The sequence below is a fragment of the Halomonas koreensis genome, assembly GCF_031451675.1.
In the GTDB taxonomy this organism is placed as follows: domain Bacteria; phylum Pseudomonadota; class Gammaproteobacteria; order Pseudomonadales; family Halomonadaceae; genus Halomonas; species Halomonas koreensis.
In genome coordinates, this window is the sequence record NZ_JARWAK010000001.1 from 244666 (window position 1) to 258504 (window position 13839).

Sequence of the window (13839 nt, forward strand, 5' to 3'; positions counted from 1 at the left end):
GTGGCATCATGGTGTCACGAGCCTATATCGACTTAGCGTCGAAAATCTTGAGGTTCGTCAACGACAATTCATCCACTGTCGCCAGGGGAGTCCCGCCACGCGGGGCTGAGAGAGCGTTCGACGCTGACCCTGGAACCTGATCCGGTTCATGCCGGCGGAGGAAGTGCGACATGCCTTACCTGACGTCAGCCGTGCTCGGCGCGGCGCTGCTCTGCTTTACCGTCCTGGGCCTGCGGGCCCGCCGGGCCGATGGCCCCCTCGACGACTATGTCACCGCCCGCAACTCCCAGTCCGCCCCGACCCTGGGGCTGTCCTTCCTGGCCTCCGGGATGGGCGCCTGGATCCTCTTCGCCCCGCCGGAGATCGGCGCCTTCGCCGGCCCGGTCGCCCTGGCCGGCTACGCCCTGGGCTCGGCGCTGCCGTTCATCGTGCTCGGCGCCTTCGGGCCCGCCATCCGCCGCCGCCTGCCCGAGGGGCGCAGCATCGGCGAGTATGCCGGCGCCTGCTTCGGCTCCGGCGTGCGACGCTGGGTGGCGCTGGTCTCCATCCTCTACATGGCCTGCTTCCTGGCCGCCGAGCTCACCGCCATCGGCGCCATCACCGGGCTGCTCTCCGACGTGCCCGCCAACCTGGTGGTGGTCGGGGTGGCGCTGGCCACCCTGGTCTACACGGCCCTGGGCGGCCTGCGGGCCAGCCTGGCCACCGACCGCTGGCAGGCCTGGCTGCTGCTGGCGCTGCTGGGACTGGTCGGCGGCGTGGCCCTGACGCGGCTGCCGGCGTTGCCGGCGGACGCCGCCATGCCTGCCATTCCCACCGGCGATGCCCTGGCCGTGGCCCTGACCCTGGTGATCGCCGTGACCGCGGCCAACCTCTTCCACCAGGGCTACTGGCAGCGGGTCTGGGCGGCCCGGGACGCCCGGGCGCTGGGTCGGGGCGCCTGGCTGGGCGGCGCGGTGACCGTGCTGGTGGTGGCGGTGGTCGGCGGCCTGGGGATGCTGGCCGCCATGGCGGGCGTCTCGCTGGGCGAGCCGCCGATCCCCTTCTTCGCGCTGCTCGGCGAGGCGCCGGCCTGGCTGGCCCTGCCGGCCCTGGTGCTGGCGGTGACCCTGGTGGCCTCCAGTGTGGATACCCTGCAGAACGGCATCGCCTCCCTGGTGGTGGCCGGCGGCGCGGCGCGCGGCCGCTCGCTGGGCGCGGCGCGCTGGGTGACCGTGGCGCTGATGGTGCCGGTGGTGGCCATCGCCCTGCAGGGGCTCTCCGTGCTGCGGCTGTTCCTGATCGCCGACCTGCTGTGCGCCGCCATCGTGGTGCCGGTGCTGCTCGGGCTGTGGCCGCGGATGAGCGCCGCCGCGGCCCTGGCCGGTGGGGTGGCGGGCCTGGCCGGCGCCGTGCTGCCGGGCTGGATCGCCTCGGGCAGCCTCGCCGCGGGCCTGCTGGCGGCGAGCTTCCCGGGCGGGGTGCCGACCCTGCCGCCCTTCCTCGGCGCGCTGGCGGCCTCCAGCCTGGTGGCCCTGCTGGTGGCCTGGTGGCGGCCCGCCGCGGTGCGTCGCGCCGCCTGAGCGGTTGCCAGCCCGGGCATTGGCGACCACCCTCTGAAGGTTCCCCGAACCGAAAGAGGAGGTCGTGCCATGAGCGAGACGCCCCGGGACCCGCGCCGTCGCCACTCCGCCCCGGTGGTGGATGGCGTCGGCAAGTCGGCCAGCCGCGCCATGCTGAGGGCGGTGGGCTTCGAGGACGCCGACTTCGCCCGGCCCCAGGTGGGCATCGCCTCCACCTGGAGCCGGGTCACCCCCTGCAACAGCCATATCGGCGAGCTGGCCGAGCGGGCCCGGGACGGGGCCGATGCCGCCGGCGGCAAGGGGGTGATCTTCAACACCATCACCATCTCCGACGGCATCGCCAATGGCACCGAGGGCATGAAGTACTCGCTGGTGTCGCGGGAGGTGATCGCCGACTCCATCGAGACGGTGGCGGGCTGCGAGGGCTTCGACGGCCTGGTGGCCCTGGGCGGCTGCGACAAGAACATGCCGGGCTGCCTGATCGGCCTGGCGAGGCTCGACCGGCCCGCCGTCTTCGTCTACGGCGGCACCATCCTGCCCGGCGAGGGCCACACCGACATCGTCTCGGTGTTCGAGGCCATGGGCGCCCATAGCCGCGGCGACCTGGACCTCATCGCGGTCAAGCGGATCGAGGAGACCGCCATTCCCGGCCCCGGCGCCTGCGGCGGCATGTACACCGCCAACACCATGGCCTCGGCCATCGAGGCGCTGGGCATGAGCCTGCCGGGGAGCTCGGCGCAGAACGCCGTGTCGGCGGACAAGCGCGACGACTGCCGTCGCGCCGGCGAGGCGGTGCTGACCCTGCTCGATCGCGACATCAAGCCCTCGGACATCATGACCCGCGAGGCCTTCGAGAACGCCATCACCCTGGTCATCGCGCTGGGCGGCTCCACCAACGCGGTGCTGCACCTGATCGCCATGGCCGACGCCGTGGGCGTGCCGCTGACGCTTGACGACTTCACCGAGATCGGCCGCCGGGTGCCGGTGCTGGCCGATCTGCGCCCCAGCGGCCGCTACATGATGAGCGAGCTGGTGGCGATCGGCGGCATCCTGCCGCTGATGAAGACCCTGCTCGAGGCCGGCCTGCTGCACGGCGATTGCCTGACGGTGACCGGCGCGACCCTGGCCGAGAACCTTGCCGACGTCGCCCCCTATCCGGCGGACCAGGACATCATCGCCCCCCTCGAGGCGCCGCTGAAGCCCCAGAGTCACCTGCGCGTGCTGCATGGCAACCTGGCGCCGGAGGGGGCGGTGGCCAAGATCACCGGCAAGGAGGGCACCCGCTTCTCGGGCACGGCTCGGGTGTTCGGCTCCGAGGAGGAGGCTCAGGCGCGCATCAACGATGGCAGCGTGGTGGCCGGCGACGTGGTGGTGATCCGCTACGAGGGCCCCCGCGGCGGGCCCGGCATGCGCGAGATGCTCACCCCCACCTCGGCGATCATGGGCCGCGGCCTGGGCAGCGAGGTGGCGCTGATCACCGACGGCCGCTTCTCCGGCGGCAGCCATGGCTTCGTGGTCGGCCATGTCACCCCCGAGGCCTTCGACGGCGGGCCCCTGGCGCTGGTCGAGGACGGCGACACCATCACCATCGACGCCGAGGCCGATACCCTCGAGGTGGCCCTCGACGAGGCCGAACTCGCGCGTCGCCGGGCCGCCTGGCAACCGCCGGCGCCGCGCTATGCCCGCGGGGTGCTGGCCAAGTACGCCCGCACGGTCAGCTCCGCCTCGACCGGGGCGGTGACCGACCGGCCGGAGTAGCGTCATGGCCGCCCGGGGGTTGGCCGCGCTGCTCGGCGCCGCGCTGCTGGCGGGCTGCGCCGCGGCCCCGGCCTGGCGGGCCGAGCCGGGGAGCGAACAGCGGCGGTGCCGCGAACGCCTGGCCGCCTTCGATGCCGCGGTGGCCGAGGCCGGCGTCGCCGACGCCGGCGCCGCCCCGGTCCCCGGCTTTCCCTACCTGCGCATCGACCGGCTGCTGGCGAGCTTTGCCCCCGAGCTTCCCGTCGATGCCGACGCCCCGCGCCATGTCGACTGGCTGGCCCGGCTGCGCGAGCGCGATGCCGTGGCGCGCCGCATCGAGGCCGCCAACCTGCCTGCCTCCCTGCGGGCACGCCTGGTCCACCGCCTGCCCGGCGACGACCCGGCCGCGGCGGCCAATGCCTGCGGCGAGCGCCTGCTGGCCGAGGAGCTGTCGGGGCCGGGGGATGGCCCGGCGCGTACGGCGCTGGGGGAGGCGGTCGAGGCGCCCGACCACTACCTCGACGCCTGGCGGGTGCTGGGGCTCTATCCGCTGACGCGCCTGGGCATCGCCCTGGGCTACGAGCGCTGGCGGGACGGCTACCTCGCGGCCTTCGGCGAGCCCTTCCCGGCGGCGGCCGAGGTGCGTCGCTACGTGCCCGGGGCCCCGCCGGGGGAGGCGCTCGATACCGAGGCCGCCGCCCGGCTGGTGCGCGAGGCGCCGCGCAGCCCGCTGGGCCTGCTGACCCTCGAGGACGAGGCCTTCCGGCGCCTGGCGGCCCACCATGCGCCGGTCTTCGTCATCGAGACCCGGGGCCACGACGACCGCCCGGGTGCCCCGGTATGGCGGCGCGGCCCGGATGGGCCCCTCCCGGCGGTGGACACCCGTCGCCCGGAGGCCGACGTGCGCCTCGCCCACACCCGTTTCCGGGGCGCGGTGCTGCCGCAGCTCGTCTACACGCTGTGGTTCCCGGCGCGCACCCGCACCGGGCCCCTGGATATCCTCGGCGGTCGCCTGGACGGCGTGGTGTGGCGGGTGACCCTGGGCGAGGACGGCCGGCCGCTGATCCATGACAGCATCCATGCCTGTGGCTGCTACCACCTGTTCTTCCCGGTGCCGCCGCTGCGCCGGGTGACGGTGCCCGCGGATCGCGACCTGCGCGAGGCGCCGCTGACGCCGGGCCCCGCCCCCCGGCCGGGGCCCGGCGAGCGGCTGGCGTTGCGCCTGGCCGCGTCCAGCCATTACCTGGTCGGCCTGGAGACGGTGCCCGCCGAGGGGGCAGGGGGGCGCGCCTATGCGCTGCGCCCGGTGGCCGAGCCGCCGCGCTACGGGCGTCGCTCCCTGGCGCTGCCGGACGGCGGCCGGCGTAGCCTCTTCGGCCCCGACGGCCTGGTCCCGGACACCGAGCGCCTCGAACGCTTCCTGCTGTGGCCGGCGGGTATCCGCAGCCCGGGGGCCATGCGCCAGTGGGGCACCCATGCCACGGTGTTCGTGGGGCGCCGACACTTCGATGAGCCCTTCCTGTTCGAGGCCGCGTTCACGAGGCCCCCCACCAACGACGGCGCCGCGCCCCGAGGGGCGCGGCGCGAGAGGAGGGCGGCGGGGACGGCTACTCGCTGATCGTCGAGCGCAGCATGTCCTCGAAGGTCATGGCGTCCTCGGGCAGGACGAAGAGCGAGGCCGCCGGCGTCTCGCCGCTCAGCTCGGCGATGCGGAAGCGCTCGCCGAAGCGCAGCATGCCGAGGCCCCGCTCCTCGAGGGTCGTCGCGATGGGGTCGGGCTCGCCGGTCATGGTCTGCTGGTAGGCGTGGAAGGCGGCCATCAGCTCGCGCACCCGGGGGTCGTCGCTCAGCACCAGCTCGTCGTCGTGGGCGTTGCCGGCCTTGTCGGTCCACTGCAGCCGATAGCGCTCGCCCTCCAGGCCGGCGATGGTCTCCCGCTCGCCGGTGGCCTCGAGGGCATCGATGGCCTCGGCCTGCTGGCTGGTCAGGCCGGCGGCGGCCTTGTCGCCGCCCATGCCTTCCGCCATGTCGCGCAGCCGCGCCATGTCCATGACCATGGTCTGGCCCTGCATCTGGCTGACCATGTAGCCCTTGCCGTCCTTGAGCAGCATGAAACCCGCCTGGGCCTGCTGCGGAAAGTCCATGCGCAGGTCGTCGCCCGCCCAGCGAACCTGCATGGTGGCGCTGCCCTGGTCGGAACGGCTCTCCAGGGTGGCCTGGCCGTCCGCCAGGGCGGGAAGGGATGCGGCCATCAACAGGCCGGTGACGAGGCGTCGCATAGGGGTCTCCCTGGTGTCTCGAATCCTTGAGGCGGGAAGGCCGGCCCTCGGGGCCGGCCCCTTCCCCGTTCCGGGCGTCATGGCGCCGCGGGACTAGGGTGGCGTGAGTTCATGGTCGATGGTCCGGCGCAGCGACTGGAGCTCGTCGATGGAGAGCTGTTCCAGGCGTCCGGCGAGCAGGTCGCTGATCTTCTGCATCGGCAGGCCCGCGCGGCGGGCGATCTCTCGGTTGCCGAGATCCGATACGGCGATCAGCCGGGTGATGATGCGCATCAGGCGCGTGCGTTGTTCGAGATCCCTGACATCGAGGTCAGGGCACCGAGGCGGAGGTTCGAGTTGCTCCGCGCCGTTGCGGGGGCTTGCCGTGCTCATGATGCTCCTGAGGACAGAATCGACCGCTACAGCATGCAGCCTTTTGGCCGCTTTCGCCAGTCCCCCGCGAGCCCCCGTGAGCCGGGGCGTTCGGGGCGCCGCCTCGGCCCCGCCACGACGGGCCTCGCGGCCCGCCGCGGGGCGGGCGCTGCGACTAAAGGCTAAGCCTCCCGGGGCGCCGGCGGATTGCCGTGGCGCTCCGGGATGCGTATTTTGTCGAAAATTTTAAAAAAAGTATTCATTTACTCGAAAAATCATCCACGAGATGAGGATCCCCATGAACAACGACACACACCTGACGCGCGTCCTGGCACGCAAGGACGTGCTGGCCCTGGCCTTCGGCGCCATGATCGGCTGGGGCTGGATCGTGCTGACCGGCAGCTGGATCCAGTCCGCCGGCAGCCTGGGCGCCATCACCGCCTTCCTGATCGGCGGCGTGGTCATCGTCCTGGTGGGGCTGACCTATGCCGAGCTGGCCTCGGCGATGCCCCAGGTGGGAGGCGAGCACGTCTACAGCTATCGCGCCATGGGGCACTTCGCTTCCTTCCTGTGCACCTGGGCCATCACCCTGGGCTACATCAGCGTGGTGGCCTTCGAGGCCGTGGCGCTGCCCACCGTGGTCGAGCACCTCTTCCCGGACTATGCGGTGGGCCAGCTATGGACCATCGCCGGCTGGGACGTCAAGGCCACCTGGGTGGCGGTCGGCGTGGCCGGTTCGGTGGCCATGATGGCGATCAACTACATCGGCGTGCGCACCGCCGCCCTGGTCCAGAAGGTGGTGACCCTGCTGATCCTGGCGGTGGGGGTGATGTTCATCACCGGCGCCCTGTTCGAGGGCAGCACCGCCACCATGGAGCCCCTGTTCAACGTCGAGGAAGGAGTCGTCGGCGGCATCATGACGGTGATCATCATGGTGCCCTTCATGTTCGTCGGCTTCGACGTCATCCCCCAGGCCGCCGAGGAGATCGACCTGCCGTTCAAGGAGATCGGCCGGGTGCTGATGATCTCGGTGATCCTGGCGGTGTTCTGGTACGCCTTCATCATCCTCGGCACCTCGCTGATGCTCGAGCCGGCGGCGCTGGCCGACAGCTCCCTGGCGGTGCCCGACGCCATGCAGGCGGCCTTCCAGGCGCCCTGGGCGGGCAACCTGATGGTGCTGGCCGGCATCGCCGGCATCATCACCAGCTGGAACGCCTTCTACGTGGGCGGCTCCCGGGCCATCTACGCCCTGGCGCACTCCGGCATGCTGCCGGCCTTCCTGGCCCGGCTGCATCCCAAGTACCGCACGCCCACCAACGCCATCCTGGTGATGGGGCTGATCTCCAGCATCGCACCCTTCCTGGGCCGCCAGGCGCTGGTCTGGCTGGTGGTCGCCGGGGGCCTGGGCATCGTCATCGCCTACCTGTTCGTCTCGCTGTCCTTCGTGCTGCTGCGTCGCCGGGAGCCGGAGATGGCGCGTCCCTTCCGGGTGCGCCGCGGCAAGACGGTGGGCGCGCTGTCGGTGATCCTGTCGCTGGTGCTGACCGGGATGTACCTGCCGGGCAGCCCCTCGGCGCTGTCGCCGCTCGAGTGGGGCCTGTTCGGCGGCTGGATGCTGCTGGGCCTGGCGCTCTACGCCTGGTCGCGCGCCCGCTACGGGGTCGCCTACAGCGACGCCATGATGCGCCGCGAGCTGGCCGGCGCGGATCCCTACCCGGGACGCTGAGGCCCGGCGCCGGCCCCGCGCGCCCCGGTTACGGCCGGGGCGCGCGCCTGTCCGGGGTTCGCACGGCTAGACCATGGTGGTAGATATAACGTTTATTCGTTGACGATTTTTAAAAATGTAGATATTTTTGAGTCATCAACGCTCGAGACAACGGAGACCCCCGACATGACCGTGCTGACCCGGATCCCCGATACCGCCATGCCGCTGCCCGCCGACATCCAGGGCTTCACCCTGGCGCCGTCCGCCCATTCGCCGCGCCTGTTGGAGATGACCTTCTCCCGCGAGGTGGTCGAGGCCTTCCTCGAGGCGGTGGCCGAATGGCCGGTGCAGGCCCTGGAATACAAGTCCATGCTGCGCTTCCGGGTGGCGAAGATCCTCGACGATCTGTGCGACAACACCCTGCAGCCGGTGCTGATCAACACCCTGGTGGATCGCGGCACCGGCGGCCTGCAGGTCACGGCTGAGGGCCTCGACGACGTCGAGCAGGCCGAGGACATGGTCAAGTTCGCCACCGCCGTGGCGCACCTGATGGGGCGCTCCAACTACGACGCCATGAGCGGCCAGTACTATGCGCGCTTCGTGGTCAAGAACGTCGACAAGTCCGACAGCTACCTGCGTCAGCCGCACCGGGTGATGGAGCTGCACAACGACGGCACCTTCGTCGAGCAGGACACCGACTATGTGCTGATGATGAAGATCGACGAGCAGAACATGGAGGGCGGCAACTCCCTGCTGCTGCACCTGGACGACTGGGAGGAGCTGGAGCGCTTCTACCGTCATCCGCTGGCGCGCCGCGAGATGCGCTGGGCCGCACCGCCCAGCAAGAACGTCGGCAAGGACATCTATCATGCGGTGTTCGACGTCGATGCCTCGGGTCTGCCGATCATGTCCTACATCGACCAGTTCGTGCAGCCCAAGGACTTCGAGGAGGGCAACTGGCTGACCGACCTCTCCGAGTCCCTGGAGAACAGCCCGGCGATCCTCTCGGTGCCCAACCCGGTGGGCAGCTTCCTGCTGATCAACAACCACTTCTGGCTGCACGGCCGGGATCGCTTCCAGTCCCATCCGGACCTGCGCCGGGAGCTGATGCGTCAGCGCGGCTACTTCACCCATGCCAAGACCCTGCGCAACCCGCGCCAGGTCTGAGGCGGGCCGCCGGCCCGACGCGATACCCTGACGAGGCCACGCCGTGATCACGGCGTGGCCGTCGCATTAGAAGAACGAGGACGGCATGTACGATTTCATCATCATCGGCGGCGGCATCCTGGGCATGTCCACCGCCATGCAGCTCAAGCAGGCCTATCCGGACCGCCGCATGCTGGTGGTGGAGAAGGAGGGCGAGGCGGCCCGCCACCAGACCGGTCACAACAGCGGCGTGATCCACGCCGGCGTCTACTACACCCCGGGCAGCCTCAAGGCGCGCTTCTGCCTGGAGGGCAATCGCGCCACCAAGGTCTTCTGCGACGCCCACGACATCCCTTACGACAGCTGCGGCAAGCTGCTGGTGGCCACCAACGACCTGGAGATGCAGCGCATGCAGGCGCTGTGGGAGCGCACCGAGGCCAACGGCCTGGAGCGCGAGTGGCTGGGGCCCGAGGCCCTGCGCGAGCGCGAGCCCAACATCACCGGCGTCGGCGGCATCTTCGTGCCCTCCAGCGGCATCGTCGACTACGCCGCCGTCACCCGGGCCATGGCCGCCGAGTTCGAGCGGATGGGCGGCGAGGTCCGCTATCACGCCGAGGTCACCGCCCTGGAGGAGCGGCGCCGAGAGGTGGTGGTGACCACCGCCGCCGGGGAGTTCACGGGGCGCTACCTGGTGACCTGCTCGGGGCTGATGGCCGACCGGGTGGTGCGCATGCTGGGTCAGGATCCGGGCTTCACCATCTGCCCCTTCCGCGGCGAGTACTACCGGCTGCCGGCGCGGCACAACGATATCGTCAACCACCTGATCTATCCGATCCCGGACCCGTCGATGCCGTTTCTCGGCGTGCATCTGACGCGGATGATCGACGGCTCGGTCACCGTCGGCCCCAACGCCGTGCTGGCCCTCAAGCGCGAGGGCTACCGCAAGCGCGACGTCTCGCCCCGGGACCTGGCGCAGATGCTCACCAATCCCGGCATCCTCAAGGTGCTGGGCCGCAACCTGCGCCCGGGGCTGGCCGAGATGAAGAACTCGCTGCACAAGCGCGGCTACCTGGAGCTGGTGCGCAAGTACTGCCCGAGCCTGACCCTGGACGACCTGGGCCCCTATCCGGCCGGGGTGCGCGCCCAGGCGGTGTCCCGGGACGGCAAGCTGGTGGACGACTTCCTGTTCGTCAACACGCCGCGGACGGTCAACGTCGGCAATGCGCCGTCGCCGGCCGCCACCTCGGCGATTCCCATCGGCGCGCACATCGTCGAGCAGGTCAAGGCGCAGGTCGAGGGCTGAGCCCGACGCTTGCCGAAAGTATTAGCGAATATCGACATTATGGCCTGGCCCCCTGCGCGGGGGCCTGCTAGCGTTTGGCGAGGCGGTCATGGAAGCGGCCGCCGCCAACAAGGACAAGGCCCCATCGAATCGCGGAGGAACCACATGCGAGCACTCAAGACGGCCCTGGCGGCCACCCTGCTGGTGGCGGCGCCCGCGGCCCTGGCCCAGCAGCAGCTGTCCATCGCCACCGGCGGCACCGGCGGTACCTACTACCCCTACGGCGGCGGCCTCGCCGAGCTGATCAACGAGCACGTCGAGGGCTATGACGCCGTGGCCGAGGTCACCGGCGCCTCGGTGGAGAACATGGGGCTGGTCTGGCGCGGCGACTCCGACCTGGCGCTGGCCCTGGCCGACACCGTCTATCAGGCCTATAACGGCACCGGCGACTTCGAGGGGCGCCAGCTGGAGAACATCCGCGCCCTGGCGTCCATCTATCCCAACGCCGTGCAGATCGTCACCCTGGCGGACTCCGGCATCGACTCGCTCTCCGACCTCGAGGGCAAGACCGTCTCGGTGGGCGCGCCGGGCAGCGGCACCGAGCTCAATGCCCGGGCGGTGCTCGAGTCCAACGGCATCACCTACGAGGACATCGACGCCCGCCGGCTCAACTTCAACGAGACCGCCGACGCCATCCGCGACGGCGACATCGACGCCGGCTTCTGGAGCGTGGGCCCGCCCACCAGCTCGATCCTCAACCTGGCCACCACCCGCGACATCCGCCTGATCGGCCTGACCGACGAGGAAGTGGCCAACGCCAAGCAGACCCAGCCGGTGTTCGCCGCCTACCAGCTCAAGGCCGACCTCTACGAGGGCATGGAGGAGGCGGTGCAGACCATCGGCATCCCCAACGTGCTGGCGGTGAGCAGCGAGATGGACGAGGAACTGGCCTACGAGGTCACCAGGACGCTGTTCGAGCAGACCGAGCAGCTGATCGCCATCCACCCGGCGGCCAACGACACCACCGTCGAGTTCAGCGTCGACTCCACGCCGATCGGCTTCCACCCCGGCGCGCTGCGCTACTACGAGGAGGTGGGCGCCGAGATCGCCGACCACCAGCGCCCCTGATGGGCGGCGCTCGACGACACTCCCCGGGGCGGGCCAGACGGCTCGCCCCCTTGCTTTGCCTGGCGCTGGGGGGCCTTGCGGCCGCGCCGGCGGCGGCCGACTGCCCGAGCCACGAGCTGCGGGTGCGCGATGCCGAGGGCCGGCCGCTTGCGCGCCTGCCGATGCCGGAGGGCGCCGGCTGGTGCCTGGCCTGGAACCACTCGGTGGAGGGCTTTCCGGTCCACGACTGCTATCGCAACCGGGGCGGACGCATGGTGCTGGAGCGTAGCCACCTGCCGGACTTCGCCGCCGGCCTGGATCATATTCCCGGCCGCGGGCGCCAGGTCTCCGACGGCCGCGGCGGCTACTGGATCGAGGCCATCGACGAGCCGGTGCCCGGCGACCGCTACCGGCTGCGGGTCGGCTCGCCGCGGGTCGATCACCGCCTGGTGCGCCACGGCGAGCCGAGCCTCGCGGCCCTGCTGGACGCGGCTCGGGACTGCGCGGCCGGCCGCTATCCCCCGCCGGGTGCCGCGCCGGTCACGCTCAGCCTGAGCGCCCGCGCCGCCGATCGGGCCGTGACCCTGGCCCTCGAGCCCGTCTTCCCCTGACCCGCCCGCTGGGCATCCAGCCATAAGAGACACGCAATGAGCGAACCGGATACCTCCCCCATCGTTCCCGGCAGCCAGGCCGCGCATCCGCGCGGCGTGCTGTGGCTGATCGGCCTGGTGGCCGTGGCGCTGTCGCTGTTCCAGCTGTATTCCGCCGGCATCCAGCCCCTGGGGCTCTTCTACCAGCGCAGCATCCACCTGGCGCTGATCATGATGCTGGCCTTCCTGATGTTCCCGATCTTCGGGCCCGACCGTCGCCGCGGGGCGCTCGGCGGGCTGCTCGACCTGGCGTTCTTCGCCGGGGCGGTGATCACCGGCGGCTACATGGTGCTGTTCCTGGACGACATCATCGGCCGCGCCGGCTTCTGGAGCCAGACCGATATCGTGATCGGCATCATCGCCACGGTCACCGTGCTCGAGGCCAGCCGCCGGGCGGTGGGGCTGGGCATGACGGTGATCGGCGTGCTGGCGATCCTCTACGCCTTCGCCGGTCCCCGGGGCGAGCTGCCCTGGCTCGGCCAGTTCCTGCCGGGGATCCTCGAGCACCGCGGCTACAACCTGGACCGCCTGGTGGGCCAGCTCTACCTGGGCCAGGAGGGCATCTTCGGCCTGCCGATGGGCGTGGCGGCCACCTACATCTTCATCTTCGTGCTGTTCGGCGCCTTCCTGGAGATCACCGGCGCCGGCAAGTTCTTCATCGACCTGGCCTATGCCGCCACCGGCCGCCAGCGCGGCGGGCCGGCCAAGGCGGCGGTCATCGCCTCCGCGGGCATGGGCTCGATCTCCGGCAGCGCCATCGCCAACGTGGTGACCACCGGCGCCTTCACCATCCCGCTGATGAAGCGCCTGGGCTACAAGCCCCACCAGGCCGGCGGCATCGAGGCGGCGGCCTCCACCGGCGGCCAGATCATGCCGCCGCTGATGGGCGCCGGCGCCTTCCTGATCGCCGAGTACACGCGGATGCCCTATCTGGACGTGGTCAAGGTCAGCATCCTGCCGGCGATCATGTACTTCGGCACCGTCTACCTGTTCGTGCACATCATCGCCCTGAAGCAGGGCATGCAGGGCATGGCCAAGAGCGAGCTGCCGCAGCTGCGCGACGTCATGGGCGCCGGCTGGCACTTCCTGCTGCCGCTGGCGGTGCTGGTGTGGCTGCTGGTGATGAACATGTCGCCGATGCGGGTCGGCTACTACGCCATCCTGACCATGCTGGCGGTGGCGGCGCTGCGTTTCGCGGTGTGGTTCTTCTTCGTCGCCCCCAGGCGCGGCGAGCCGGCGAGCGGCGCGGCGCTGTGGCAGGCCGTGCTGCACGGCCTGCGCAAGGTCCTCGACGGCCTGGAGCTGGGTGCCCGCAACGCCGTGGCGGTGTCCATGGCCTGCGCCGTGGCCGGGATCATCGTCGGTGTGGTGGGCCTGACCGGGCTGGGGCTCAAGTTCTCGGCGATGATGATGGCCTTCTCCGGCGGCAACCTGCTGCTGGCGCTGGTGATGGTGCTGCTGGCCAGCCTGGTGCTGGGCATGGGGCTGCCGGTGACCGCCAGCTACATCGTGCTGATCGTGCTGGTGGGCCCGGCGCTGACCGCCGAGTTCGGGGTGCCGCTGCTGATCGCCCACCTGGTGGTGTTCTGGTACTCCCAGGACTCCAACGTCACCCCGCCGATCGCCCTGGCCGGCTTCGCCGGGGCCGCCATCGCCGGCGCCAGGCCCATGGACACGGGGATCCAGGCCTGGAAGTTCGCCAAGGGGCTCTACCTGATCCCGCTGTTCATGGTCTACAACCCGGAGATCATCATGGGCGGCGCCCCGGCGCTGCTGGCCTGGACGGCGCTGACCGGCTTCCTGGCCCTGGGCGCCTTCGCGGCGGCCCTGGAGGGCTACCTGTTCACGCGGATGTCGGCGCCGGTGCGCCTGGCGCTGCTGCCGGCGATCGTCGCGGTCTTCTACCCGAGCCTGGCGGCGGAGGCCGCGGGGGCGGCGGTGATGGCCCTGGCCCTGGCCGGCAACTGGCTGGCCAGCCGGCGACAGGCGGCGCTGGCCGGCTGATCCCGCCGGACACGCCATG

Annotated in this window: 11 protein-coding genes and 1 riboswitch; of the genes, 9 read left to right on the forward strand and 2 right to left on the reverse strand. The window is 71.1% G+C overall.

Going from position 1 to position 13839, the window contains the following annotated elements:
• Positions 1–73 precede the first annotated feature (73 nt).
• Positions 74–181, forward strand: a riboswitch (TPP riboswitch).
• The 3 genes from QC818_RS01175 to QC818_RS01185 all read left to right on the forward strand — a co-directional run bounded on the left by QC818_RS01175 (position 171) and on the right by QC818_RS01185 (position 4914).
• Positions 171–1559 (forward strand): SLC5/6 family protein, encoded by a 1389-nt coding sequence (locus QC818_RS01175; RefSeq protein ID WP_309650996.1) that lies wholly within the window; start codon positions 171–173, stop codon positions 1557–1559. It overlaps the preceding riboswitch by 11 nt.
• Positions 1560–1628: 69 nt before the next feature.
• A complete protein-coding gene (gene ilvD / locus QC818_RS01180) occupies positions 1629–3317 on the forward strand; it encodes a dihydroxy-acid dehydratase (protein WP_309650997.1) in 1689 nt (562 codons plus the stop codon).
• 4 nt (positions 3318–3321) lie between these two features.
• On the forward strand, positions 3322–4914 hold the full coding sequence (locus QC818_RS01185) for a hypothetical protein (protein WP_309650998.1): 1593 nt from the start codon (positions 3322–3324) through the stop codon (positions 4912–4914).
• Here QC818_RS01185 and QC818_RS01190 read toward each other — a convergent pair.
• Both QC818_RS01190 and QC818_RS01195 read right to left on the reverse strand, forming a co-directional pair.
• A complete protein-coding gene (locus QC818_RS01190; RefSeq protein WP_309650999.1) occupies positions 4904–5575 on the reverse strand; it encodes a hypothetical protein in 672 nt (223 codons plus the stop codon). The genes QC818_RS01185 and QC818_RS01190 overlap by 11 nt on opposite strands.
• A 93-nt stretch (positions 5576–5668) precedes the next feature.
• The gene (locus QC818_RS01195) at positions 5669–5947 is read right to left on the reverse strand and encodes an XRE family transcriptional regulator (RefSeq protein ID WP_309651000.1); all 279 of its coding nucleotides are present in this window, start codon (positions 5945–5947) and stop codon (positions 5669–5671) included.
• Positions 5948–6224: 277 nt separating this feature from the next.
• Between QC818_RS01195 and QC818_RS01200 the strand changes: the two genes are divergently transcribed.
• The 6 genes from QC818_RS01200 (at position 6225) to QC818_RS01225 (ending at position 13820) form a co-directional block, all read left to right on the forward strand.
• Positions 6225–7652, forward strand: a complete 1428-nt coding sequence (locus QC818_RS01200) for an APC family permease (RefSeq protein WP_309651001.1) — start codon at positions 6225–6227, stop codon at positions 7650–7652.
• Between the two features lie 165 nt (positions 7653–7817).
• On the forward strand, positions 7818–8798 hold the full coding sequence (gene glaH, locus QC818_RS01205; RefSeq protein WP_309651002.1) for a glutarate dioxygenase GlaH: 981 nt from the start codon (positions 7818–7820) through the stop codon (positions 8796–8798).
• Between the two features lie 85 nt (positions 8799–8883).
• On the forward strand, positions 8884–10080 hold the full coding sequence (lhgO, locus tag QC818_RS01210) for an L-2-hydroxyglutarate oxidase (RefSeq protein ID WP_309651003.1): 1197 nt from the start codon (positions 8884–8886) through the stop codon (positions 10078–10080).
• 144 nt (positions 10081–10224) lie between these two features.
• Positions 10225–11187: a TAXI family TRAP transporter solute-binding subunit gene (locus QC818_RS01215; RefSeq protein WP_309651004.1), complete on the forward strand. Its 963-nt coding sequence runs from the start codon at positions 10225–10227 to the stop codon at positions 11185–11187.
• A gap of 161 nt (positions 11188–11348) precedes the next feature.
• The gene (locus tag QC818_RS01220; RefSeq protein ID WP_374710044.1) at positions 11349–11777 is read left to right on the forward strand and encodes a DUF1850 domain-containing protein; all 429 of its coding nucleotides are present in this window, start codon (positions 11349–11351) and stop codon (positions 11775–11777) included.
• Positions 11778–11813: 36 nt separating this feature from the next.
• Complete coding sequence (locus tag QC818_RS01225) at positions 11814–13820, forward strand: TRAP transporter permease (RefSeq protein ID WP_309651006.1); 2007 nt, start codon at positions 11814–11816, stop codon at positions 13818–13820.
• The last annotated feature ends 19 nt before the right edge of the window (positions 13821–13839 follow it).